General features: G+C 65.2%; 19 protein-coding genes. 4 read left to right on the top strand and 15 right to left on the bottom strand.

Annotated elements, in window-relative coordinates; genetic code table 11:
* Positions 1 to 38: 38 nt before the first annotated feature.
* From KEC45_RS00095 to KEC45_RS00035, 13 genes are all read right to left on the bottom strand, one after another.
* Positions 39 to 1,712 (bottom strand): arylsulfatase, encoded by a 1,674-nt coding sequence (locus tag KEC45_RS00095; RefSeq protein ID WP_062185345.1) that lies wholly within the window; start codon positions 1,710 to 1,712, stop codon positions 39 to 41.
* Positions 1,713 to 1,834: 122 nt separating this feature from the next.
* Positions 1,835 to 2,788: a TauD/TfdA family dioxygenase gene (locus KEC45_RS00090; protein WP_062185347.1), complete on the bottom strand. Its 954-nt coding sequence runs from the start codon at positions 2,786 to 2,788 to the stop codon at positions 1,835 to 1,837.
* A 99-nt stretch (positions 2,789 to 2,887) separates the two neighbouring features.
* Entirely contained in the window at positions 2,888 to 5,341 is a 2,454-nt protein-coding gene (locus KEC45_RS00085; RefSeq protein WP_062185350.1) for a TonB-dependent receptor, read from the bottom strand.
* A 631-nt stretch (positions 5,342 to 5,972) separates the two neighbouring features.
* Positions 5,973 to 6,419 (bottom strand): cupin domain-containing protein, encoded by a 447-nt coding sequence (locus KEC45_RS00080; protein WP_152682479.1) that lies wholly within the window; start codon positions 6,417 to 6,419, stop codon positions 5,973 to 5,975.
* A gap of 103 nt (positions 6,420 to 6,522) precedes the next feature.
* Complete coding sequence (locus tag KEC45_RS00075; protein WP_062186901.1) at positions 6,523 to 7,392, bottom strand: ROK family protein; 870 nt, start codon at positions 7,390 to 7,392, stop codon at positions 6,523 to 6,525.
* Between the two features lie 29 nt (positions 7,393 to 7,421).
* Positions 7,422 to 8,573, bottom strand: a complete 1,152-nt coding sequence (galK, locus tag KEC45_RS00070) for a galactokinase (protein WP_062185353.1) — start codon at positions 8,571 to 8,573, stop codon at positions 7,422 to 7,424.
* The gene (locus tag KEC45_RS00065) at positions 8,570 to 9,580 is read right to left on the bottom strand and encodes a UDP-glucose--hexose-1-phosphate uridylyltransferase (protein ID WP_062186903.1); all 1,011 of its coding nucleotides are present in this window, start codon (positions 9,578 to 9,580) and stop codon (positions 8,570 to 8,572) included. Before KEC45_RS00065 ends, galK begins: the two co-directional genes overlap by 4 nt.
* The gene (locus tag KEC45_RS00060) at positions 9,577 to 11,286 is read right to left on the bottom strand and encodes a glycoside hydrolase family 36 protein (protein ID WP_062185356.1); all 1,710 of its coding nucleotides are present in this window, start codon (positions 11,284 to 11,286) and stop codon (positions 9,577 to 9,579) included. Before KEC45_RS00060 ends, KEC45_RS00065 begins: the two co-directional genes overlap by 4 nt.
* Complete coding sequence (locus tag KEC45_RS00055; protein ID WP_252171296.1) at positions 11,283 to 12,263, bottom strand: Gfo/Idh/MocA family protein; 981 nt, start codon at positions 12,261 to 12,263, stop codon at positions 11,283 to 11,285. Before KEC45_RS00055 ends, KEC45_RS00060 begins: the two co-directional genes overlap by 4 nt.
* Complete coding sequence (locus KEC45_RS00050; protein ID WP_062185362.1) at positions 12,260 to 13,303, bottom strand: zinc-binding dehydrogenase; 1,044 nt, start codon at positions 13,301 to 13,303, stop codon at positions 12,260 to 12,262. The genes KEC45_RS00055 and KEC45_RS00050 overlap by 4 nt, the downstream gene beginning before the upstream one ends.
* Positions 13,290 to 14,549: an MFS transporter gene (locus tag KEC45_RS00045; protein ID WP_062185364.1), complete on the bottom strand. Its 1,260-nt coding sequence runs from the start codon at positions 14,547 to 14,549 to the stop codon at positions 13,290 to 13,292. The genes KEC45_RS00050 and KEC45_RS00045 overlap by 14 nt, the downstream gene beginning before the upstream one ends.
* A gap of 13 nt (positions 14,550 to 14,562) precedes the next feature.
* The gene (locus tag KEC45_RS00040) at positions 14,563 to 15,873 is read right to left on the bottom strand and encodes a glycerate kinase (protein ID WP_202966824.1); all 1,311 of its coding nucleotides are present in this window, start codon (positions 15,871 to 15,873) and stop codon (positions 14,563 to 14,565) included.
* Positions 15,874 to 15,960: 87 nt separating this feature from the next.
* Positions 15,961 to 16,866, bottom strand: a complete 906-nt coding sequence (locus KEC45_RS00035; RefSeq protein WP_062185366.1) for a LysR substrate-binding domain-containing protein — start codon at positions 16,864 to 16,866, stop codon at positions 15,961 to 15,963.
* Between the two features lie 146 nt (positions 16,867 to 17,012).
* On the opposite strand from KEC45_RS00035, the gene KEC45_RS00030 reads away from it, so the two are divergent.
* Complete coding sequence (locus tag KEC45_RS00030; RefSeq protein ID WP_252171295.1) at positions 17,013 to 19,592, top strand: TonB-dependent siderophore receptor; 2,580 nt, start codon at positions 17,013 to 17,015, stop codon at positions 19,590 to 19,592.
* A gap of 23 nt (positions 19,593 to 19,615) precedes the next feature.
* Positions 19,616 to 20,887 carry a trehalase family glycosidase gene (locus KEC45_RS00025; protein WP_062185372.1) on the top strand — a complete coding sequence of 424 codons (1,272 nt, stop codon included), beginning with the start codon at positions 19,616 to 19,618 and terminating at the stop codon, positions 20,885 to 20,887.
* Here KEC45_RS00025 and KEC45_RS00020 read toward each other — a convergent pair whose 3' ends face one another.
* Positions 20,888 to 21,679, bottom strand: a complete 792-nt coding sequence (locus tag KEC45_RS00020) for an AraC family transcriptional regulator (protein WP_062185375.1) — start codon at positions 21,677 to 21,679, stop codon at positions 20,888 to 20,890.
* A 36-nt stretch (positions 21,680 to 21,715) separates the two neighbouring features.
* On the opposite strand from KEC45_RS00020, the gene KEC45_RS00015 reads away from it, so the two are divergent.
* On the top strand, positions 21,716 to 22,537 hold the full coding sequence (locus tag KEC45_RS00015) for a phytanoyl-CoA dioxygenase family protein (RefSeq protein WP_202966825.1): 822 nt from the start codon (positions 21,716 to 21,718) through the stop codon (positions 22,535 to 22,537).
* 46 nt (positions 22,538 to 22,583) lie between these two features.
* The gene (locus tag KEC45_RS00010) at positions 22,584 to 23,891 is read left to right on the top strand and encodes a tannase/feruloyl esterase family alpha/beta hydrolase (RefSeq protein ID WP_062185378.1); all 1,308 of its coding nucleotides are present in this window, start codon (positions 22,584 to 22,586) and stop codon (positions 23,889 to 23,891) included.
* 91 nt (positions 23,892 to 23,982) lie between these two features.
* Here the strand turns inward: KEC45_RS00010 and dnaA are convergent, their stop codons facing one another.
* Positions 23,983 to 25,350 carry a chromosomal replication initiator protein DnaA gene (dnaA, locus tag KEC45_RS00005; protein WP_252171294.1) on the bottom strand — a complete coding sequence of 456 codons (1,368 nt, stop codon included), beginning with the start codon at positions 25,348 to 25,350 and terminating at the stop codon, positions 23,983 to 23,985.

Raw genomic sequence — 25,350 nt, 5'->3', positions numbered from 1 at the left:
ACAAGCCCTAACGCGCCAAAGCGCATGATATGCGCGACCTATGGCCGATAGGGAATGGCGTCGGGCAGGATCACGCCGACATCCTGCGCATAACGATCCCACGCCGCAGCAAGCTCTGCCTTACGATCAGGGTGCGCCAGCGACAGGTCGCGTGTCTCGCCAGGATCGCGCGCGATGTCGAACAGCCGCCAGATGCCGTCGCCGATGTCGGTGAGCTTCCAGTCGCCGCGGCGATAGGCACGCGAGCCGAACAGCTCCGCACCCACGCCATCATTAGCGCCATAGACCCGCGCACCGGAATTCTTGAGCCAGGCAGCCCACGACCGGCCGGTGATCGGACGCACGACCCGCCCCGCGACTTGCGTCGCCTTGGCATCGGCGCCCGCAAGATCGAGCAGGGTCGGCGCTATGTCGGCGACCGAGAGATATTGCGTCTCGGCGCTCTGTCGCGCCGCAATGCCCGCGCCGCTGATGAACGCGACCGCGCGCGTGCCGCCTTCGCTCTGATAGCCCTTGGTCAGCCACGACGGCGCGGTCGCCGCCTGGGCCCAGCCCGCGCCATAGGTCAGATAGGAGGACGCAGCGCCGCGATTGGCAAAGCTGTTGTCGGCGCCCTTGAGCGAGCTCGCCAGCATCTGCGCCCCGGTCGTTTCGACGTCGAGCGCCTCGGCGCCATTGTCGGCGAGAAAGACGATGACGGTGTTGTCGAGTTCGCCCGACGCGCGCAGCGTTTCGATCACGCGCCCGACATTCTGGTCGAGCCGGTCGACCATCGCGGCATAGATTTCCATGTTGCGCGCGGCGAGCCGCTGCTGATCGGCGGTCAAGCTATCCCAGCTACCGTCGCGGTTGCGCGGCGTGTGCGCGGCAACGTCGGGACCAAATATGCCGAGTTCGCGCTGCCGCGCCAGCCGCCGCTCGCGCAATATGTCGAAGCCCGCATCATAGCGCCCCTTGTAGCGCGCGATGTCCTCGGCCGGCGCCTGTAGCGGCCAGTGCGGCGCGGTGAAGGCGAGATAGGCGAAGAGCGGCCGCTCGCTTTTCCCCCTAGCTGGCCGCTCGCCGAGAAAGTCGATCAGCCGGGTCGCGAAATAGTCGCTCGAATAAAAGTCCGACGGCAAACGCGCGACGATCTTGCCATTTTCGCGATAGGTCGCGATCCCGCGCGTCCCGGGGCTAACTTCGGGCTTGATGTCGGTGCCATAATGATTGTGCCCACCCTGCAGCAACGCAAAGCTGCGCTCGAAACCGCGCGCGTGCGGATCCTGCTCGGGCGTCAGGCCGAGGTGCCATTTCCCCGACAACAAAGTGCGATAGCCGCTGGCGCCGAGCCGCTCGGCAAGCGTCGCGACATCGCTGCGCAAATAGCCCTCATAGCCCGGCTTGCCTTGCTGGTTCGGGCGGATCATCTCCGCCATCGTGCCGAGTCCGGCGCGATGATTGTCGGTCCCGGACAGCAGCATCGAACGCGTCGGCGAACAGGTCGGCGCGGTATGGAAGCCGGCAAGCCGGATGCCGTTCAGCGCCAGCTTGTCGAGGTTCGGCGTACGTATCTCGCCCCCGAACGCGCCAAGGTCCGAGTAGCCGAGATCGTCGGCGACGATGACGAGCAGGTTCGGACGTCGCTCCTTCGCCTGCACCGGCCCGATAGTCGCGGCAGCGCCGATCAGCGCGGTAAGGAGGAAGCGGGCGAAACGCGAACCATGGGTCATCGGATGGGCTTTCGAACATAAAAGGTCGGCGCGCCCGGGCGAATGGAACCGGGGCGCGCCGCAGACAGGGCCGACGCAGTCACAGGAAGGAAAGGGAGAACCAAAAGCGCCGGCCGATTTCGTCAGGCGGGTTCGTACTGAACCGCCTTTTCCTTGCGGACGGTGCGGCTGCGGCGCCCGTCGATGCCGACCGGCACCTCGCCCGAAATCGTCGCGCGGCGGAGCGTCCGGCGCTGCAAACCGAAATCGGCAGTCGCGCGGTGCTGGGTCGCCTGATTGTCCCAGATGGCGACGTCACCCTCGCGCCAGCGCCAGCGCACGACATTTTCGGGCTTGGTGATATGATCCTGCAGCGTCTGGAACAGCCGCGCGCTGTCGGCCGCGTTCAGCCCGACGAACTGCTTGACGAAGTGGCCGAGCAACAGACTGCGCTGCCCGCTGACCGGATGGACGCGAACAACCGGATGCTCGGTTTCATAAACGGTCGAGGCGAAGACATTGCGATGTTCCTTGATCCGCTTTGCCGCGCTTTCGCCGTCGGGCGCCGATTGCAGGATAGAGGCGTAATCATAGAGGTTGGTGTGCGTCGCCCACAGATTGTTGACGAGTTGACGCAGCACTTCGGGCAGCCCCTCATACGCGGTCTCGCCATTTGCCCATTGCGTGTCGCCGCCCGCTTCGGGGATCGTCAGCGCGCGCAGGATCGATGCCTTGGGATAGGCATCGACAAAGGTCACGTCGGTGTGCCAGCTCGACGCGGCATAGCCTTCCTTGCTGTCGAGTTCGAGCAGGTAGCGCGATCCCTCGGCAACCGGCACCGTCGGGTGCGCGACCGGATCGCCGAGCAGGCCTGCGAAATCCTCATGGTCCTGATCGGTCAGATGCTGCTGGTCGCGGAAGAAGAGCACCTTATGCCGCACGAGCGCCGCCTGGATCGCCTGCACCGTCGCCGCGGGCAGGTCGCCCGATAGCTGGACGCCGTTCACGATCGCGCCGATCGTGCCGGTCACGGGGGTGACGTCGAGGTCGATGCTCTTGTCGCGGGCATTGGCATAGCTGTTGTGAAGGTCCGTCATATCAGTCTCCTTTGGGGGTTGGACGGCGAGTATTCGGCGCAGGCGCGTCCGGCCGGTTCCGGCTGTCGTCGCGGCGAATTTCTGAAAGGGCGGCGTGCATCAGATCTTCGTCCGCAGCGTCACGCCGATCGTGCGCGGCTCGCCGATCAGCGAGGTCACGATGCCGGTGTTCTGCGCCGACAAAGTCTGGAAATAATCCTTGTCGAACAGGTTACGCGCCCAGAGCGACAGGTCGAACAATCCGTCGTCGGTCTTGAAACCGATGCGCGCATTCGCGATCCCGTAAGCGGGAACATCGGCGTAGATGCTGTCACTCGACGAGGTGTTGAATGACGAGCGGTGCGAATAATCGGCATGGGCATAGATCGACAGGTCGCGTCCGCCGAGACTGCCGAGTGGTGCCGACACATCCCCGCCGAGCGTGTAGGTGAACTTCGGAACGCCGGGGAGCTGCGCGCCGGTCAGGTCCTGGATTCCTCCCTCGTTCAGCCGCTCGGGCGCCTGCGGGGCGGTGCGGTAGTCGCTGTACGTCGTGTCGGCATAGGCGACCGAAGCATAAAAGCTCGCACGCTCCGACGGCGCGAAACTCAGATCACCTTCGACCCCGCGCGAGCGGACACCCGGGATATTGGCGATATATTGGCGGACGTTGACCGTGTTCGGCACCTGTTCGGTGATCGCGGTCTGATAATCGCTGATCTCGGTCCAATAGCCCGCGACGTTGAGCGTCACCGCCTTGTCGAACCATTGCGATTTGATCCCGAGTTCGTAGCTGTCGACCTTTTCGGGCGCGACGTCGGGATCGATCCCCGCGGGCAGGTTGGTGAGGTTGAGCCCGCCCGACTTGTTACCGCGCGAATAGGTCGCATAGGCGAGCGCGTCGTCCGAGAATTGCCAGGACAGGGTCGCGAGCCCCGACACGCTGTTGTCCTTGAACCCCGTGGAGTAGCTGGTGACGGGGTTGAACTGGGCACGGAGCGCCGCCGCCTGTGCCGCCAATCCCGCCGGAAGGGTGGCGAGGTTGGTCCCCGCGACATGGATTTGCGTGAACGAGCCGCTCTTCTTTTCGTGCGTGTAGCGCAGCCCCGCGGTCAGCGTCAGCCGGTCGGTGAATTTCCAGTCGAGCTGACCGAACAACGCATAGCTTTTGGTGCGCGGATCCGAGGTCGAATTGGCCTCGAAGCCATTCAGCGCGGCTTCCCATGCGGCAAGCGGGATGGGCGAGGTCGCGGGGCGGTTCCACAGCGCCGCCGCCGGGCCATAGGCGCTCGCGCCCCTGCCGCGGATGACTTGCCAGAAATAATAAGCGCCGACGACATAGTCGATCGGACCGTCGGTGTCGGAGGCCAACCGGAGTTCCTGGCTGAACTGTCGCTGGCGGTTCGCCTGCTGCGCCTTGACGATCACCGGGAGCGAGGTCGAATCGCCGTCGTTCGCGGGGTTCCAGTCCCACCAGCGATAGGCGGTGATCGAGGTCAGTTTCGCCGCGCCGACGTCCCAGTCGACCTGCCCCGACACGCCATAACCGTCCATGTTCGACTGATAATGGCTGTCGGCCTCGCCGCGCCGCGCGAAGGGGTCGATCGTCGGAAAACTATAGCCCGGGAAGCGCGCGGCCCGCTCGGCAAAGCTGTTCGGTATCGCGGCGCCATTGGCATAGGTGCCGAAATAATCGGCGAAGATGTTGAGGACGTGGTTCTGTTTCTGGCGCGCGAAGTCGCCGATGATGCGGACTTCGAGGTCGGCGGTCGGCGTGAACAGCAATTGCCCGCGGACGCTCCAGTTCGAATAGTCCTGCGCGCGTTCGTTCTGCGTGTCATTGTACAGAAAACCGCGCCGCTCGGTCACCGAACCGCTGAGGCGCACCGCAAGCAGATCGTCGACCAGCGCCCCCGATGCCGATGCGCGGAGCTGGTAATAGCCATAGTCGCCGACGGTGGCTTCGCCCGAAAATTCAGGGTCGAAGCTTGGCTTGCGCGAGCTGATGTTGATCGCGCCCGATGTCGTGTTCTTGCCGAACAGCGTCCCCTGCGGCCCGCGCAGCACCTCGATCTGTTGCAGGTCGACAAGGTCGAACTGCGACTGGCCGACACGCCCGAAATAGACATTGTCGACATAGAAACCGACGCCATTCTCCAGCCCGTCGTTGGTCAGCGCAACATTGCTGCCGAGCCCGCGGATGTTGATGTTGGTGTTGCGCGGATTGAAGCTGAATACCTGCAGGCTCGGGACGATCTGCTGGATCTGGGTCAGCGTATAATTGCCTGTCTGTTCAAGCTGCGATGCGCCCACGACCGAAAGCGCGATCGGGACATCCTGCGCGCTTTCGTCGCGGCGGCGCGCCGACACGATGATTTCGGCGCCGTCATAGGCGGCGGCTGAAGCGGCCGCGACGGCAGCCCCCGCGGCCCCCTCGTCGGCGCCTGCTTCCGCGCCGTCGGCAGATGCGCCTGCCTCGGCGACGGTTTCGGTGGCGAATGCCGGCGCCGTCGGCAGCAGCAGTGCGGCGCCGAGCAGAAGCTTGAAACGATGATCAGGAGAGAAACGGTTCATTAGATATGGTCCCCGGGCGGTGATCCCGCCCCCTTTTTGATGTGATGAATGGTGGCGCGGTGCGCCGCGCCGGGTCGGGCAGTCGCCAGCTCCGCCCCCCACAGCGCACGGGCGGCGCTGCGCAGGGACGCAGGATAGCGAGCCAGATCCGACAGGTCGGATTGGGTCAGCAAAGGCATGATGTTTCCCCACGCCGGCGCTCGGGTGCCGGACGTCAGACCGCAACGTCTCGCGTGAGGAGGCGCGGTTGGAGATTTTGGGATGCCGCGATTGTCGGCGGGGCGCGGTCGGTCCGCTACCCCGCGCATGTCACGCGGCGATGATTTAGTCGATGCTGCTACACATACGCATCGCAATACCCCTTCTGGGGGGAACGCAATGCCTGGCGCTGTCGCCCGAGCATCACGCGCTTTAGCCGTTGGTAACGCGGAGCAAGCTGCTTCCCGGTCAAAAGCCGCGGGTCGAGGGGAGAGCCCGTCATTCGTCTCGACCAGTCCCGAATGACAATGTCAACTTAATCGATTGATTTTAGTTTCGTCAACGCCGGAGGTCGGTTTTTGCGACGAAGAAAATCTATCGGCGGACAAGCCGAGGCTTATCCGCCGTTGATACATATTTGATAATGCTGTGTTTAACGCGGCGCGGCGGCCGGCGTGGTCAGTATCTTCTCGTTCGTATCGACGACGAACACGGCGAGCAATGTCGCGGGCTCGGTCTGGCTCGCATTGGCGCTGACATTGTGGAAGTCACCCGGCAACTCGGTGAAATTCTCGCCCTTGCGGAAAGTGCGCACCGGCCCGCCATTGATCTGGTTGAGCACCGCGCCGTCGAGCACGGTTGCATAGATCAGCGCCGAAGGCGCATGGACATGCGAGGCATTCGCCGCCCCCGGACCATATTCCACAAGCACGCCCTTGACGCTCTTACCGGGGACGTTCGGCAGTTCGTGCTGATACACCAAGGTGACCTTTGCCGGCTTGGCGGCGGGGGTATCATGTCCGGCATGGTCGGTTTGCGCAGCGGCGGGCGCGGCGGCCAGAAGCGCGGACAAGGCGAAAGCGGCAATCGCGGTCTTCATCGTCGGTCTCCAGATCGAACGGGTGGCAACATGATGCTAACCCGCTCGCACGCACCGCTGGAGAACCGAGGTCCGGCGAAACGCCTGTACCATTGCCGGAGGATCAGGATATGCGGAGTGCCAGCGCAAGCGCGCCCAGAAGGCCGGTATCGGGACCGAGCGCGGGTGCGACGATCACCTCCGCAGGGTCGCCCGCGAAATAGCCTGCGCCGCCCTCGGCGGCTTTGACGCGAACCCGATCGAGCAAACCCCGCGTTTCCATTACGCCGCCGCCGAAAATCATCCGCGACGGAGAAAGAATGGCCTCAAATGTCTGCGCGGCCTGGGCAAGATACCAGGCAATGATATCGTGGCCGGGATGATCGGCGGGGAGATCGGAAAGCGAAACGCCCCAGCGCGCGATGATCGAGGGTCCCGCGGCAAGGCCTTCGAGGCAATCGCCATGAAAGGGACAATGCCCGGCGAAACCGAGGTCGTCCGGATGGCGGGGGACACGGATATGGCCCATCTCGGGATGGCTGAGGCCATGGATCAGTCGTCCATCGACGACAGCGCCGCCTCCGACGCCGGTCCCGACGGTAAGATACAGGGTCGACTTCGTTTCCTGCCCTGCACCCCAGGTCCATTCGGCGAGCGCTGCACCGTTGACGTCGGTGTCGATCGCGACCGGGCAACCGAACGCGCGCGCGAAAGGTCCGGCTATATCGGCGTTGCTCCAATGCGGTTTCGTCGTGCGCGTGATATATCCCCATGTCGCCGAAGCGGGGTCGAGGTCGAGCGGACCGAAGCTTGCAATGCCCACGGCACTGAAATCGCCGCCCTGTTGCCGAAGCCAGTCGATTGCCGCGGAAATCGTTTCTTCGGGCCGCGTCGTGTCAATCCGCGTGCGCGCGATGATCCGCCGCGTCGCATCGCCGACCCCGACGATGAATTTCGTACCCCCCGCTTCGATCAGTGCAATTTTCCCGCTCATCTTTCGCTTCATCCCCCAATTGCGCCGATTTACAGAAAGGACGCGCCGGCGCTGGCGCGTTCGACCATGATCGCCGGCCTCTGACCCTCCGGCGTATGATAAGTGGCTTGGACATGCGCGGAGACTGCAGCAACGGCGTCGGCCTCGACCAGCGCGACAACCGCACCGCCAAAACCGCCGCCGGTCATGCGTGCGCCCCCGCGCCCGCCGATCACCCGCTGCAATTCCGCCACTAGCCGATCGATCGCGGGCGTGGTGATCTCGAAATCCTCGCGCATCGACGCGTGGGACAAGGCCATCAACTCGCCCAGCAGGATGAGATCGCCGGCCTCCATGGCCTTTGCCGCGGCCAGCGTACGCTCATTTTCAGTCACGACGTGGCGCGCGCGGCGCCAGGCGGTCGGGTCGAGGTCGCCCCGCGCAGCTTCAAGCGCCGATGGCGTCACATCGCGGAGCGCCGCCACACCGAAATGTCCGGCGACGCGTTCGCACTGCGCCCGGCGTTCGTTATACGCGCCGTCGACGAGGCCGCGGCGGATCCCCGAATGGACGATCAGCATCGCCAGACCGTGCGGCAGGGCGACCGGACGCACGTCGAGGCTGCGGCAATCGATCAGCAAGGCATGGCCCGCGAGCCCGTGCGCGGAGGCGAGCTGATCCATATTGCCGCAGCGCATGCCCACGAAATCGCATTCGGCGCGCTGCGCTATCAGCGCGATCGCTGTCGGATCGAACCGGCCGGGCGCGAACAAACCGCCGAACGCCATGGCGCTCGCAACCGACAGCGAGGCCGAGGAAGAAAGCCCCGAACCCTGCGGAATGTCGCCGGCGACGAGCATATCGAGCCCGCGGAATTCGACGCCGTCGGATTGCATCGTCGCAGCGACGCCGCGAATATAATTGGACCATGGCTGCGCCGTGTCGGGTGCGATCGGCGCGGCGAGATCGAATTCGCTTACGGCATCGCCGAAATCGGCGGCTATCAGCCGAACGATGCTGTCAGAGCGACGGCGGACCGCGACGATGCTTTGCAGACCGATCGCTGCGGGGAGAACGAAGCCATCGTTATAGTCGGTATGCTCGCCGATCAGGTTCACCCTGCCCGGCGCTCCGACGGCGAGGTCGGGGGCCGCGCCCATGAGCTGGGCGAAATGCGTCAGCACTTGACCGGCGAGCGTCACGGCCGCACCGCCCGCAACCGCTCGGCCGCCTGCTCGGGGGTCAGGTCGCGTTGCGCCTCGGCAAGCATTTCGTACCCGACCATGAATTTGCGCACCGTCGCCGAGCGGAGCAGCGGCGGATAGAAATGCGCGTGGAGCTGCCAGTGGCCGGCATCGCCTTCGCCGAAGGGGGCGCCGTGCCAGCCCATCGAATAGGGAAATGCACAGTCGAAGAGCGCGTCGTAGCGGCGGGTGAGTTCGCCCAGGGCCGCCGCGAGGCTCTGCCGCTGCGCGGTCTTAAGATCGGGCAGACGCTGCACCGCAAAACGCGGCAGCAGCAAAGTTTCGAACGGCCAACTCGCCCAATAGGGGACGATTGCGAGCCATTCGGCATGTTCGACGACGATGCGCGGGCCGCCGGCCTCGCGCTCCGCAAGCTCGATGAGCATAGGCCGGCCGCCCGCCCAGCTCCGCTGGTTCGCATCCTCGCGTTCGATTTCAGCGGGGATATGTCGGGTCGCCCACACCTGCCCGTGCGGATGCGGGTTCGAGCAGCCCATCATCTCCCCGCGATTCTCGAAGACCTGCACATTGGCATGGGTGCGGCCAAGGTCGGCGCATTGCTCGCACCAGCAATCGACGACCACGGCAATCTCGGCGTCCGACAGCGAGGGCAGCCCGCGCGCATGGTCGGGCGAGAAGCAGATTACACGGCAAGTGCCCGATGCGGCTTCGGCGCGGAAGAGCGGATCGTCGGAACATTCGGGCGCGGGCGTGTCGGCGAGCAACGCAGCGAAATCATTGTCGAAGACGAACGGGCCCGAATAGGCCGGATTGGTCGAGCCATTGGCGCGGCTATTGCCAGGACAGAGATAGCAGGTGGGATCATAGCTCGGCGGCCGTTCGGTCACCGCCCGCCCCTGCTCGCCCTGCCACGGGCGCTTGGCGCGGTGCGGCGACACCAATATCCACTCGCCGCGTAGCGGGTTGTAACGGCGGTGCGGATGTTCGGTTGGGTCGAAAGTCACGGCCACATGGCTCCGCTGCTATCGGTACAACGACTCTCGCCGGTTTCGGGATCGAGTTGCAGTTCGAGTGCCCGTCCGTCGGCAAGCCGTGTCCGCTGGACGATCCGCGCCTCGCCATTGCCAAGCGAGGGGTAGCGGCACTCGACGACGTCGAGGCCCGCGAGCGCATCGAGCAGCGTCGCGCGCTCCACGGTCAATTCGCCGAGATGGTCGCTCGTCATCAGCACCCCGCCCGACAGCCCAGCGAGCAGGGCGAGGCTGGCCACCTGCGCGTCACTGAGATCGTGGAAGCGGTCGCGAAGCAGGATGCAGTCGGGATCGGCCTGCCACAACCGCCCTGCGGCATGGTTGCGCGTCGCCTGATCGCGGAGCAGGCTTTCGGCCGACTGGTCGCCCGACCATTTGACCCCGACGTCGCGCCCGATGCGGACCGCATCGACCAGTCCGACCGACGCCCAGAGCGGGCAGCCGCAGCCGAGCAGAAGCGCATCGCCGATTTCCTCACGAATGATCGCCGCCATCTTGCGCCAGATCGCGATGCGCGAGAGGCCCGGTTCGTGCCAGGTCGCGCGGTCGGGTCCATATTCGGCGCCGAAGAACATGAAATCGGCCTTGAAGTAGCGCGCGCCCCATTCGCGCGTCCATGTCCGGAAAACGCGCCGGATCCAAGCCTCGGCACCCGGATGCGTGATGTCGAGGACATAATATTCCTCGCTGCGCTTGTGCCAACGAAACTCGCCGTAAAAGGCCATCTGGACGATCGGCATGCCGGTGTCGCGGTCGTGCACGACCCAGTCGGGATGCTCTGCATAAAGCCGGCTGCGGTTGCCGACGATGAAGGGTGCGATCCACAGGCCCGGCGTAAACCCGGCATCGGCAATCTCGCCGAGCAGCGGCCGCATCCCGCGCGGGAACTGCGGCTTGACGTCGAGCCAGTCGCCCATCTCTGGCGTGAAGCCGTCGTCGATCAGGAAGATGTCGAGATCGGTGCCGCGCGTATCGCGATAGGTGGCAGCGGCGCTTAGATGCTCGCGGATATTTTCCTCGGTGATCGCGGCGTAGAGATTGTACCAGGAACACCAGCCCCTGATGCGTTTTTCGGGAAGGCGCGGGGATATCGGCGACGCCGCCGCGACTTGGTCGGACCAGCGGACCAACGCATTTTCCGTATCGGCGTCGGCGTAAAAGAGCAGCGTCTCGGCGGCAGTCGCACCGGTCCGGTCGAGCAGGGTTTCGACGTCGATCGTCATCGCGTCGCCATCGCCGCCAAAGCGGAAGCGGTTCTGGAAGCGATCATGGCGATCGAAACCGAGCACGACGGCGCCCCGCCCTTCGACGGGCACCAGCGCGGTCAACGCAAAGCCGAGCGTCGGTTCCTTGCCCGGCGGCGCATCGCCCGCGGGAGTGCCGGGGTCGGCGAAGAAGCTGCCGTCCCAGCTATGATAGCCGTTGCGAAGATAGCGCCGGACGCCGCTGACCGCACCGAAGCGCAGACCGAGCGATAGCGGCGCTTCGGCAAGGCCGCTGACCGTGACGTCGAGGCGCATGACATCGCCTTGCGAGACCGCCAGCACGATCCGGCCGCCGTCTTCGAGCGACCATAGGATCCCGTTCGCGAGCACCGCCGCCGAACAGACAGGCACCGCGCCGTCGAGCAACGGTTGAACGCCGCCGAGGACGATCCCGCTCTTTTCAAATGACGTCATGACTTCAACCGGATTTCGCGGCGCTCGTCGGCCGACTGCCGTGCCGCGAGTGCGAGCTTGAGCGACGCCGCGCCTTCCGAAAGCGGAATATAGGGCGCGCCGCCGGTCGCGATCGCGCGATGCACGTCGGCAAGCTGCGCAACGAAGGGATCGGTCGGCCCGGCAATCTCCTCAGCCGCTACCTCGCCCGCCGTGCGGGTCAGCACCGCATCGTTCCAACCGGTAAAGCGCCCGGTCATGCGCTCGGCATAGACCGCCCATTCCTTGTGCCACACGCCGGGGACCGCAATGTTCGAGGCGTTGAGCGTCGCAATGCGGCCATCGTCCCAGCCGAAGAGGATCGCGCTGATATCCTCGACGTCATAGCCGGGCGTATCATGGTGCGCGAAATTGGTGCGGCGCGCATAGACGGTGTCGGGTTCGCCCATCAGATGACGGATCAAGTCGACCTGGTGGATGATCTGCTCGAGAATCTGGCCGCCCGATTTGGCCTCCTCGCGCCACCAGTCGGCGTGAAGCGCATTGCAATGATAAGCGCCGGCGTAAAGCCCGACTCGCCCGGTATCCGCCGACTTCCACCGCCGCACGGCGTCGCCGAAACGATACATAAAGCCGATCGCCGCGACGACGCCGGTCGCCGAGACGTCAGCGACCATTGCGTCGGCGGCTTGCTGGTTCAGCGCGATCGGCTTTTCGACGAGCAGGTGGACGCCGGCCTTGGCAACGCGTTCGATCTCACCGCCGCGATTATAGGGGGGCAAAGTGGCTACGACGAGGTCGAGACGCTCCTGCCGCAGCATTGCGTCGAGGTCCGTGTAAGCGGCGGCGGCGCGCGCCTCTGCAAACGCCTTTGTCCGCTCCGCATCGCGGCCGCAGCAGGCGACCAGTTCCATATCCGCGGGTAACGCCGCGACCGCGCCGGCATGGCGCGCGCCGATGCCGCCGCAGCCGAGCAGGCCGACGCGAAGCGCGCTCATATCCCGAACTCCAGCATCGCCTGCAACATGCCCGGCGCACCCCGGTCGAGCTGGTCGAACAATTCCGGCGCGTCGGCAAAGGGTGCGCGGTGCGTGATCAGCGGGATCAGGTCGAGCGTGCCGCCGTGCTGCAACTCGATCGCGCTTCGCCAGAGGCGCGGCTTCGACCAGCGATAGCTCGCGTCGGGCGAGACCCCCGAAATTTGCGAACAGATAAGCTGGATGCGGTTGTGGTGGAATTCCTCGCCGAGCTTGAGCCCCGGAATCGCGCCCTGGAAGAAACCCATCGCGACGACGCGCGCATTATAAGCGGCGGCGCGGATCGCTTCGCCAAGCGCGGGCGGCGCACCTGATACTTCGATACAGGCGTCGGCCCCGCGCCCGCCGGTGAGGCGCTTGATCTCCTCGGCCGCACCGGCGGGCTCGATCGCAAGATGCGCGCCGTGACGGATCGCGATATCGCGGCGCGCGGCGTCGGGGTCGATCGCGATCACGCGTGCGCCCGATGCGCGCGCGGCTTGCGCGACGATCTGGCCCGGGACGCCAAGGCCGAAGACGGCGATCGTGTCGCCGATACGGATCTGCGCGTCGTGGACGCCGTTCAGCGCGACCGCGCCGATGTGCGAGAAGATACCGATGCGCGGGTCGGCGCCCTCGGGCAGCAGTCGCTCACGTACATAATCGGCGGTCGCGACATGGTGTGTCTTGTGATTCCAGGTGCCGAAAAGACGCTGACCGACTTTCAGGTCCGCAATGCCGCCGCCGACCTCGACAATCTCGCCCGATTCCTCATAGCCGAGGTTGCGCACCGGCCAGTCCCAGCTCGGCACCTCGGCGTCGACGAACAGGCGCTGCGCCTCGTCGAACCGGCGGTGCATGAAGGGATTGGTGCCGCGATATTGCGTCAGCTCGGTGCCCGCGCTGATGCCCGAGAAGAGGGTGCGGATGCGCACCTCGTCAGGGCCAAGCGGGTCAAATGCGCTTTCCTCGAACGCAAGTTCGCGCGGCGCGGTGAGGATAAGCGCCTTATTCGACGACATTCACAATCTCCTGATTGGCCGCGACCCCGCGGCGAGCCTGCAGGCGCGTGGCGAGCAGGATGATTACGGCGGCCGCATAAAACCCTGCCATTGCGACGATGCCCGACCCCATGCCAAAGCTTTCGCCGATCCACGCGACGAGAATCGGGGTGATGCCCGCGCCGAGGAAGCCGATCATCGTCATCATGCCGACGGCGGTAGCGCGCGCCTGCGGCGGGACGACGTCCTGCATCGCGGCATAGATGCAGCCGTCGAACAACCCCTTCGCGATACTCGTCGCGACGAGCACCATGCCGATCTGCGTTGCGGTTTCGGCACCGAGCAAGGGCAGCAGCAGCAGGCCCGCAAGCCCGAGCCCGATCGCCAGCGTCGTGAAGCGTCCGATCGGCGATTTCTTCGCCAGCGTGTCGGCGAGGAGCCCGCCGAGCGGCACCGCGCAAAAGCCCGCGATATTGATCGTCGCCGAGCCGACCCATGCCGAATCGGCAAGATTCAGGCCGAGCAGATTCTTTACGAAGTAAGGCGCCCAGAAGGTTACGCCGGTCGATGCCCCCGTCGCGAGCGCGAAGACGACACAGAGAATCAACGCGGCGGGAATACGCAGTACGATCCCGATGGGATCGGCGGGCTTGCCCTGCTCGGCGGCGGTATGGACGATCGGCGCATCGCGGAGGAAAAACCAGAGCAGCGCAGCATGGACCAGCCCGACGGCCCCAAAGATCAGAAACGGCGCATGCCAGCTAAAAGCGTCGGCGATATAGCCCGCCGCGACCGCGCCGAGCCCCGAGCCCGCGAAAACCGCAGTCTGGTGCAGCGACAATGCGCGGCTGCGCATCTGCGGCTTGTGCCAATCGCCGATCAGCGCGGTGGCGGTGGGGTAGTAGGTGGACTCGCCGACCGCGACGAAGGCGCGCATCGTAAGCAGCAGCGCAAAGCCGGTCGCGAGGCTCGAGGCTCCGGTCGCGACGCTCCAGAAAACAAGGCCGAAGATGATGAGGCGGCTGCGGCGCACGCTGTCGCCGATACGCCCCGCGATGAAAGCACCGACGGCATAGATCCAGAAAAATACCGAGCCGAGCAGCGCAAGCTGGGTATCGGTGAGATCGAATTCGGCTTTCAGGTCGGGCAGCACGGCAAGCAGAATGTTGCGATCGGCGGCGTTGAGGAAGGCGACGAGCCAGAGCAGCCCGATCAATATCCACGGATAGTTGGCGCGCGACGCCAGACCTTCCCTGTTCCCAGCCATGTCGTCTCTCCCTTTACGCCGTCGGGTCGATCAATATCGCCCGAAAGTCGTTCACATTGGTCAGCGTGGGCCCGGTTATGACCAGGTCTCCAAGTTTTTCGAAAAAGCTGTAGGCGTTGTTCGACGCCAGATATTCCGCCGGGACGAGACCCGCCGCCTGCGCGCGCGCCAGCGTGTCGGGGGCGATCGTCGCGCCGGCGGCATCGTCGGTCCCGTCGATCCCGTCGGTGTCGCACGAGATGGCGAAAATGCCCGGCTCGCCGTTCAGCGCGATCGCGAGGCCGAGCAGATATTCGAGATTGCGCCCGCCGCGTCCCGCCTTGTTGGTAACCGTGACCGTCGTTTCGCCGCCCGAGATGATGACGCGCGCGGTGCCATCCTTTGCCATGCGACGCGCAAGGGCCGCGTGGCTTGCGCCCAGATGGCGCGCCTCGGCCTGGAGCTGGTCGCCAAGGTTGGTGACCTGATAGCCCTGCGCGCCTGCCATCGCCTGCACCGCCGCCAGCGCATCGCGCGCCTTGGCAATGATCTGCGTCTCGCCGCCCGCAATGCCGAGCGCATCGGCGGCGGGGGTCTCGTTCGCGGGGTCGTTCAGCGCCGCAGCAATTTGCGCAGACGGTTCGATGCCATATTTGGCGACGATGTCGCGCGCGTCGGACAGGCTGGTAAGGTCGGCGACCGTCGGCCCCGACGAGACGAAGCTGGGATCATCGCCGGGGATGTCGGAGATGATCCAGGTCGTGACATGCGCCGCGCCCGCCGCGACCGCGAGCCGCCCGCCCTTGACGCGCGAGAGATGCTTGCGGACGCAGTTGATCTCCTCGATCGTCGCGCCCGACTGAAGCAGCGCGCGGGTGATCTGTTGCTTGTCGGTGAGCGACAGTCCCGGCGCGGGCGCCGCAAGCAAGGCCGAGCCGCCGCCCGACAGCAGCAGGAGCAGATTGTCGCCCGCCTCGAGCCGCGTCGCGATCGCGAGCGCGCGTTCGGCGGCGACGAGGCTATTCTCGTCAGGATAGGGGTGCCCCGCCTCGATGATTTCGACGTCGCGCCATGTCGGCGCTGGTTCGGGCAAATGTCCGTGCCGCGTGACGACCAGGCCCTTGAGCGGTTGTTCGGCGCGGTCCTGCGCAACGCGCATCATTTCAGCCGCCGCCTTGCCGACCGCGATTACCACCGTACGGCCGTGCGGCGAGTGCGGGATTTTGCGCGGCATCGCCACCTCCGGGCTTACCGCGCGCACCGACTCGCGAAACAGCGCGATCAACCGGTCGCGTTGCGCAGTCTTGCCCACCTGTTCGGCCTCGGTAGCGATGACACCCTCCACTTGTGATTTGCCTTTGGGGTGAAGCAGAGCGGCAAAAGCGCCTAGCGCCAGATTATGGAACTATTTGTTCCATTTTTCGCAACTTGGTCAAATTTCCCAGGAAAGCGTCGGTCTCAGCTTCTCGGTCAGATAGTCGATCAGCGATCGCACGCGCACCGGCACCCCCTTGGGATCGGCGAACAGCGCGTAAAAGCTCATGTCGGGCGCCTGCCAGCCGGGCAGCACCTCGACGAGCTTTCCTTCGGCGAGATCGCTCTTGCAAAGGAAGGCCGGGAGCGTCGCAATGCCGAGTTCGGACCGCACCGCGTGGCGAAGCAGATTGAGGTCGTTGCACACGAGGCGCGGCGAGAATTCGACCGTCACCTGCTCGGTTTCGGTATGGAGCGGCCAGCGCTGGCGGCGGTCGACGGTGCCGGTCGCGAGCAGGTCGAAGCGCGGCAGTTCGACATGGTTCTGCGGCATGCCCTTGCGCTCGAAATAGCCCGGCGCGCCGAAGAGGCCACATTCGGTGACACCGAGTTTGACCGCGACAAGCTCCGAATCGGCGAACGGCCCGACCGCAAGCGCGACGTCGAAACCCGCACGGAGCAGCCCGACGGCATCGTCGGTCATCACGCTGACAAGGCGCACGTCGGGATAGAGATCGAGGAAGCTCGCGAGCAATGGACCGATCAGGCTCTGCCCCAGCACATAGGGGATCGCGATCTTCACCACCCCGCGCGGCACATTCTGGCGGTTCTGCAACGCCCGCTCGCCGTCGCGCAGCACGCCCAGTGAGCGCAGGCAATATTCGAAGAACATCGCGCCGTCCTCGGTCACGGTCACCGATCGCGTCGAACGGTGGAGCAATTGCACGCCGAGATTTTCCTCGAGCCTTGAAATGCGCCGGCTGACCGTCGATTTGGGAAGCCCAAGCGCCTGCCCTGCCTTGGTCAGGCTTTCGGTCTCGACGATCTTTGAAAAGACCTGCAGATCGCCCAGATCGAGCATCATTCGTCTCCCGCAATTTATGTCTTATCGTATCATTATCAGCAACACAGCGTTGCAACAATACGGGCTTTCGTTGAAGGACCCTCCCCTTCAGTTTTTATGACAACGGCCTGCAAAGGGCCCGGACGAGACCATGGGAGGAGACCAGCATGACCGCTCACCGCCGCTTTTCGCGCACTTTCCGTAACGCCCTGCTTTGCGCGACGCCGCTTGCCGCGACGCTGATGCCGTTGCAGGTGGCCCACGCGCAGGACACCGACCAGACCGCGCCGCAGACGGCCGACGAAGCGGTCGCGAGCGATCAGGACACGATCATCGTCACCGGCACCAGCCGCGGCCGCATCGCGCTCGACACGCCGCTCGCGGTGACGTCGGTCGGCGAGGATTCGCTGGCACGCCTGGGCGTCAGCAGCCAGGCCGACATTCTCGCGAGCATTCCGACGATCAAGGCCGACGCTGGCGGCGGCGAGGTCGCATCGAACGTGTTCGTGCGCGGTCTTCCCTCGGGCGGGCAATATCAGTTCACGCCGCTGATGTATGATGGCATCCCGGTGATGTCGACGTTCGGCCTCAATTCGTCGGCCTATGACGTCTATTACCGCAACGACCTCGGCATCTCGCGTCTCGAGTTTGTGCGCGGCGGCGTGTCGAACCTGTTCGGCCCCGGATCGGTCGCGGGCCTGATCAACTATATCAGCAAGAGCGGCCGCGACGAGCTGGAAGGCACTGCGCAGATCGAATGGGCCGAAAAGGGCCGCTATCGCGGCGACGCGGCGATCAGCGGACCGCTTGGCGAAAATCTCTATTTCGCGCTGTCGGGTTTCTATCGCAAGGACGACGGCCCGATCAAAACGGGCCTCGACACCGAGGGCTTCCAGGTCCGCGGCAACCTCAAATATGAGTTCCCCGACGACAGCGGGTCGATCACGCTTTACGGCCAGTATATCGACGATCAGGCACAATTCTATTTGCCCGTCCCGCTCGATGGCACGACGCGCGGGCGCATCGCCGGCAACGACGGCAAAAAAGTCTATCAGTTGATGACGCCCGACGTCGCGGGGCTCGGCTTCAACACTCCCGACGGCCCGTTCGCGACCGATATCACCGACGGCGTGACCACCCGCGGCGGCCAGGTCGCCCTCGCTTTCGACAAAAAGTTCGGCGACAGCGGCTGGGGCATCAACGGACGCGTCAAATATTCGGACTATAAGCACAAGTTCGGCCTGTGGTCGGATGGCGACGGGGTCGTGAACGTCCCCGAAACGCTGAATGCCTTTGTCACCAACGCCGCACGTCGCGGCCAGATTCCCGAGCTCAACGGCATCACTGCGGCCAACGCGACCTTCACCTATGTCGGCGGCGGCGCGGTGGCGGCGGACGACCTTGTCTTCGCCAACCGCTTCACCGACCGCAACCGGCCGATGCACGACCTGTCTGCCGAGCTGAACCTGACCAAGGAAGCGACGACCGGCAATATCGAGCACAGCTTCACGCTCGGCGGCTTCTATGCCGACACGGTCGCGCGCGACGTCAACGTCACGACGACATTCCTCGCGGCGTTCAACAACCAGCCGCAGTTGATCAACCTGTCGGTCACCAACCCCAATACGAACGTCACGACGATCATTTCGCGGAACGGCCTGCTCAACGCCGGCGGCGGTTATGTCAACAACCGGCATCAGGCTGAGCGCTACGCCGCCTATTTCGCCGACCAGATGCAGATCGGCGACCGCTTCAACCTCGATATCGGCGGACGCGTCGAACATTATAAGGGCGACATCAGCCGCGAGCGGACGTCGACGACGGTGACCGACGCCACCACGCCCAACCTGTCGGCGTCGCTGCGCGACGTGATCTGGGGCAATGACGGCTATCTGACCGGCAAGGTTTCGACGACCGAGTGGGCGCTGGCCGCCGGCGCGCTCTACAAACTGACCGACGATGTCAGCCTCTATCTCAATGCCAGCCGGGGCTATTTCTTCCCCGAGGTGCGCGCGGTCGGTTTCCTGCCGCTGCCCGCCGGGACCGCCGCCAATGCCAGCGTGGCCCCCGGCACGCAAAGCTATGAAGGCGAAATCATCAAGCAGGTGCAGGGCGGCATCAAGGTCAGCCAGCCGGCCTTCAGCCTTGAAGCCTCGGCCTTTTACACCAGCCTCAAGAACCGCCGGCAGGTGCTGTTCGTCAACGCGCCGGGCGGCGGTTTTCAGGAACTCGTCAATCTGGTCGCCACCGAATCCTATGGTGTCGAGGCGGTGTTCGACCTGAAGCTGCTCACCAATCTGCGCTTCAACGGCAATCTGACAGTGCAGAAGGCGAAATATACCGAGTTCCAGTCGAACGTCGGCGGCGTCCCGACGTCGAATCCGGCGATCATCGACAACGATCTCGAGCGTCAGCCGCAGATCCTGTACAATGCCGGCCTCTATTATGACGATGGCGCGCTCGATGTGTCCTTCTTCACCAACTACACCGGCGACAATTTCACCGCGTCGAACAATTCGATCAAGCTCGACGGGTGGAATATCGTCAACCTCGACGCGGGCTATACCGTGCCGCTCGGCAACAAGAGCCTGCGCCTGGGTGTGAATGTGTTCAACGTCTTCGACACCGATGCAACGACCGAAGGGTCGCCGCGTCTCGACAACAACCAGACGGTCGGGGGCGCTTACTTCGTCGGCCGTCCGGTCCTGCCGCGCCGTATCACGGCGCGCGCCACCTTCAACTTCTGAGAGAGAAAACGGGCATCCGCGACATGACAATTGACAAGCTTGACGCGGGTGCCCGCGCCATCCTGACCGCCAACGACCGCGGCGGCTACACCGTCCCCAACGGCCGGGTCTATCCTTTCCAGTGGAACTGGGACTCGGCCTTCGTCGCCCTCGGCTTCGACACCTATGATCGTGACCGCGCGTGGAAAGAGGTTGAGACGCTGTTCAGCGCGCAGTGGGACGACGGCTTCCTGCCGCACATCGTCTTCTGGCAGGACGACCCCGGCTATTTCCCCGGCCCCTCGGTCTGGGCGACGGGCAAGACCCCTGTCACCTCGGGCATCACCCAGCCGCCCGTGGCCGCGACGGTCGTCCGCAAGCTGTGGGACAGCGCGATCGCGGCAGAGGCAGAGGACGCCTATCGCCTCCGCCTCGAAAGCCTGTTCGACAAGCTGGTCGGCTGGCATCGCTGGTTCCGCGACTATCGCGACCCCGAAGGCCGCGGCGTCGTCGTCGCGATGCATCCCTGGGAAACCGGCCGCGACAATTCGCCCGAATGGGACATCCCCGGCGAGCCGATCGACATCTCGAACGTCGGCGAATACACCCGCCGCGACACCGGCCATCTCGACGCGAAGATGCGGCCGACCAAGCTGGAATATGACCGCTATCTCGCGCTCGTCCAATATGGCGTCGCGCAGGGATGGGACCATGCGAAGATCACCGCGGGCAACCCGTTCAAGGTCGCCGACATCGGCATGTCGATGATTCTGCTGCGCGCGAACCGCGACCTCCTGGCGCTCGCCGAATATCTTGGCCGCGACGAGGAAGCTGCCGAAATCCGCGCGATGATCGCGAAGGCCGAAGCCGGGATCGACTGGCTGTGGGACGAGGAAAAGCATAGCTGGTGCTCGCGCGACCTCCTCACCGGTCGCTCGTCGGGTTTCATCACCAGCGCATCGTTCCTGAGCTTCTACGCCGGCCTTGCCGACCCCGCGAAGGATGCCGCGATGCTGGCGCACCTGCACCGCATCGGCAGCAAGGTCGAATATCTGATGCCCAGCCTCGATCCCGAGGATCCGGGCTTCCAGATGATCCGCTACTGGCGCGGCCCGGTGTGGGCGGTCGTGAATTACATGATCGGCACCGGTCTGGCCGAAGCGGGTTTCGATGCCGAGGCGGCGCGCGTCCGCCACGACACGCTGGCGCTGATGGAACGCAATGGCTTTTACGAAGCCTATAGCCCCGTCGACGGGTCGGGCAGCGGCGGTGACGATTTCTCGTGGACCGCGGCAATCTGGCTGGCCTGGCGCTGATCAGCGATCGGGATCGACCACCGGTCCCCGGACACGCGCGCGTACGGCGCTCGGGCTCGCGCCGAGCAGGCTCCGCACCATCTTGTTGAAGCGCTGTGCGTCGGCGACGCCGCAGCGTTCGGCGACGCGCCAGATCGGCAGGTCGGTCGATTCGAGCAGGAAGCGCGCATGTTCGGCGCGCCGCTGGAGCAGGCGGTGCGGGACCGTGGTACCGAAGCGGCTGCGGAACAGCCGCGCGAGATAAGCGGGCGCGCGACCCGCCGCGGCGGCGATGTCGCGCACGCCGATCGCTTCGTGGAAATGACGGTCGATATATTCGGCGGCGCGCGCCGCGGCATCGTCCTCGGGCAATGGGTCGGTGCGACGCGCAAGCGTCAGGAGAAGGTCCTGCGCCGCGAGCCGTGCCGCGATATGCGCGATCGGGTCGCTGGCGGTCGCGAACAACCCGCTGATATGCGCAAAGCGTTCACGCAGGGCGGCGCATCCCGGCAGGTGGAGCGCAATCGGAGCACACGTCCCTTGCCCTTCCACAGCTTCGATATGGATGCACCAATGGGCGCCCGGCGCGGCGAGGTCGTAACTCGACACCAAGCCCGCGGGGCTCAGCGTGATATCGCCAGGCGCGATGCGGATACGCTGTCCCGCCAGCTCCATTTCGCCCGTGTAGCCGTGGAGATGCAGTGCGTGGGTGCGCCCCCGATGGATCGTCGAAAAACCGCTGTCGGCGAGGACAAATTGCCCCGCGACAGCAATGCGGGGCAAATCCTCCAGCGGCAGATCGAGGTTTTTCATGTTCGATTTTTTACCACAAGATAAGACGTAGGCCAATTGCGATCATCGGCCGAAAGCGGCACGGTCGGCGCATATCTGGACCATAAGGATGCCGCGGCGATGCTGAGCGAAGAGCAGAAAAAATTCTATGACGAGCAGGGCTATGTCCTCGTCCCCGGCCTGTTCAGCGCCGAGGAAGCCGCGGCCTTCCGTGCCGAGATGCACCGGATCGCCGACAAGGAGGGCAACAGCGACGCGACGTGGGACAGCGTGCGCGGCAGCGGCACGACGATCACCCACTGCCACGACGTCCATTTCCGCTCGGCGATGGTGACGCGGCTGCTCACCGACCCCCGGCTGACCGAAATCGCGCAGGACATCATCGGCCCGAACGTCCAGCTTCACCACAACAAGATGTTCATCAAGCCGCCGGAAAAGGGCTCGCCCTTTCCGATGCATCAGGATTATCCCTATTTCCCGCATCGCGACCATTCGATGATCGCCGTGATCCTGCACTTCGACGACGCGCCCGAGGAAAAGGGATGCCTGCGCGTCTATCCGGGCACCCACAAGCTCGGCCCGCTGCCCGCCGAGGGCAAGGATCATCATGCCTCGACCGAAACCTATCCGATCGAGGGCGCGACCCCGCTTCCCGCGAAGGCAGGCGATGCCTTGTTTTTCCATTATCTGACCGTCCACGGGTCGGGGCTCAACACCTCCGACGAACCGCGCACGACGCTGCTGATCCAGCTCCGCGATCCCGCCGACGTGCCGCTCAACGACCGGCATAGTTCGCGCGGCCAGGGGATGATGCTCGCGGGCGTCGACCCGACGGCGGGGTCGTTCAAATTCGCATGGGAAGACGAGCAAGCTGCCTGACGTCTTCGCCTGGCTGCCCCTGCTTCTGTCGTTCGGCAGCCCCGCCGTGGATGACCGCTGCGCCCATCTTGCCACGCTGGCGCTCGACAAGGCCGTGGTCGAAAGCGCGGTGCTTTCGGACGGCATCTGCCGGGTCAGCGGATCGGCGCATCCGGTGCCCGGGTCGGACATCCGTTTCACCGTCTACCTGCCCGCGCCCGAACGCTGGCGCGGGCGTTATTACCAGATCGGCAATGGCGGCTTCGCGGGTGCAATCCATTTGCCGACGCTGGCCGAGGGCGCGGAGCGCGGCGATGTCATCGCGGCGACCGACACCGGACACCGCGGCGACGGCTTCGATGCGAGCTGGGCCGCGGATCGCCCCGTGGCCCTCGCCGACTATGGCTGGCGCTCGATCAAGGCGACCCGCGACGCGGCGGACGCGATAACCCTCGCCTATTATGGCCGCGCGCCCGGGCATCGCTATTTCATGGGCTGTTCGAACGGCGGGCGGATGGCGCTGATGGCGGCGGCGCGCTGGCCCGAGGATTGGGACGGCGTGATCGCGGGCGCGCCGGCCAATCCATGGACGGTCCAGCTACGTCATTTCGGCGCTATTCAGGATAGCGTTCGCAGCGCGGACGGTTGGCTCGGCACGCCGCAGCTCGACCTCATCCGACGCACCGCAATCGCGGCCTGCCCGGCGAAATCGGTACGGAACGGCATTGCTCAACAACCCGGCGCGTGCCGGCCGGACTGGTCGCGCCTTGCCTGCACGGGCGGGCCACGGTCCGGCTGCCTTTCGAAAGGGCAGCTTGCCTCGCTCGCCCGCATCGTCGACGCGGGCTACCAGCCGGCCGCGATGGATATCGCCGACTGGCAACGATGGATCGTCAACGCGGATCCGGCCGCCCAATCGCAGCGGACCTTCGCCGAACAGTCGCGGCAGCATCTGTTCGCATATTATTCACCCGCACAGCTTTCGGCCGAGCTTGATGTGCGCCCCGCCGATCTTCAGCGCTTTCGCGACAAAGGCGGCAAGATCCTGTCCTATTTCGGTTGGTCCGACGCCGTCATTGCGCCCCGCCTGGGTCTCGACTGGTACCGGTCGGTCGGAAAGGCGACGCAGGGGCAGGCACCGCTGCCCGATTTCTATCGGCTCTTCATGGTACCGGGCATGCAGCATTGTCAGGGCGGTGCGGCGGCGACGAACTTCGGCCAGTCGCTCGATGCCCCTGCGGGCGCCCGGCATCCCCAGTACGACATCCGTCTCGCGGTCGAGGACTGGGTGGAAAAGGGATCGCCCCCCGACAGGTTGATCGCCCAGGGCAACGGCCGTTCCGCGGTTTTGCGCCCCGTCGATCCGGATTTCTAAATACCGCCCGCAGACCGCCGAACAGCGGCCAGCCAGGGCGTGGATAACCCCGGGGATAACCCAGGGGACAACTCCGGCATAAGCCTGTGGATCAGCTGTTGAGAGCGCGCCGGATCGCCGCGATTTCGGCGTCGAGTTCGCTGTCGGCGACGCGCAGCGCCTCGACCGTGCGTACCGCGTGGATCACCGTCGAATGGTCGCGCCCGCCGAAACGGCGGCCAATCTCGGGATAGGAACGCGGCGTGAGTTCCTTCGCGAGGTACATCGCGACCTGGCGCGGGCGCGCGACCGCGCGGACGCGGCGCTTCGACGCCATTTCGCTCTTGTCGAGACGATAATGCGCACAGACCGCGCGCTGGATCTCGTCGATCGTGATGCGCGGGCGCGCGGTACGGACATTCTCGGCGAGCCGGTCTTCGGCGAGCGTCAGGTCGACCGTCGTGCCGGTGAGCGCGGCATAGGCGAGCAGCTTGTTGAGCGCGCCTTCGAGTTCGCGAATGTTGCGGGTGAAATGCTTGACCAGATAGGCGACGACATTGTCGGGCACGTCGACCATCGGCATCGCGGCGAGCCGCTGGCGAATGATGCGTTCGCGAAGATCATCCTCGGGCGCTTCGATATCGGCGACAAGCCCGCCCGACAGACGCGACAGCAGGCGTGCCTCGACCCCGTCGAGCATCGCGGGCGGACGGTCGGCGGTTACGACCAGGCGCTTGCCCGCGGTCATCAGGTCGTCGATCGTGTGGAGCAGTTCTTCCTGCGTCGAATTCTTGCCGATCACGAACTGGAGATCGTCGAGCAGCAGCAGGTCGGCGGCGCGCAGCCGCGCCTTGAACGCCATCATGTCACCGCCACGCATCGCGCCGACGAATTCCAGCATGAATTTTTCGGCCGACATCAGGATGATGTTCGCGGTCGGATGCGCTGCGGCATAATCCTGCGCGATCGCCTGCAGCAGATGCGTCTTGCCCTGCCCGGTGCCCGAGCAGAGGTAGAGCGGATTGAACTGCGGCGCCTCGACCATCGCCATGCGGCGCGCGGCATTGGCGGCAAGAATGTTGCTGCGCGCGACGACGAAGCGGTCGAACGACTGGCGCGGGTCGAAACCGAGCAGCGCCGGATTGGCGGCGGGCACAGCCGGCGCCGGTGTATCGAAGTTCGGTAGCGGCGCGGCCGCGAGGCTCGCGGCGCGGTCATCCGCTGCGGCGCCGCCGCGCACCATGACGCTGCGGACCGCGGGCAACTGCTGCCGCCACGCGAGTTCGAGCCGGTCGCCGAAGCGTTCGTTGATCCAGTTCGCCGAAAAGCGGCTGACGGTTTCGAGCGTCACCACGCCCGACAGCGCGCAATAGTCGGCAAAGCGCACCGGCTTCAGCCAATGGTCGAAGGTACGCACGCCAAGGTCGCGGCGCAGCCCTTCGGCCACGCGCGGCCAAAGCGTCGCAGCATCTCCGCTCAT

Source organism: Sphingopyxis sp. USTB-05 (assembly GCF_023822045.1).
Lineage (GTDB): Bacteria > Pseudomonadota > Alphaproteobacteria > Sphingomonadales > Sphingomonadaceae > Sphingopyxis.
This window is presented reverse-complemented; position numbering and strand designations above follow the sequence as displayed.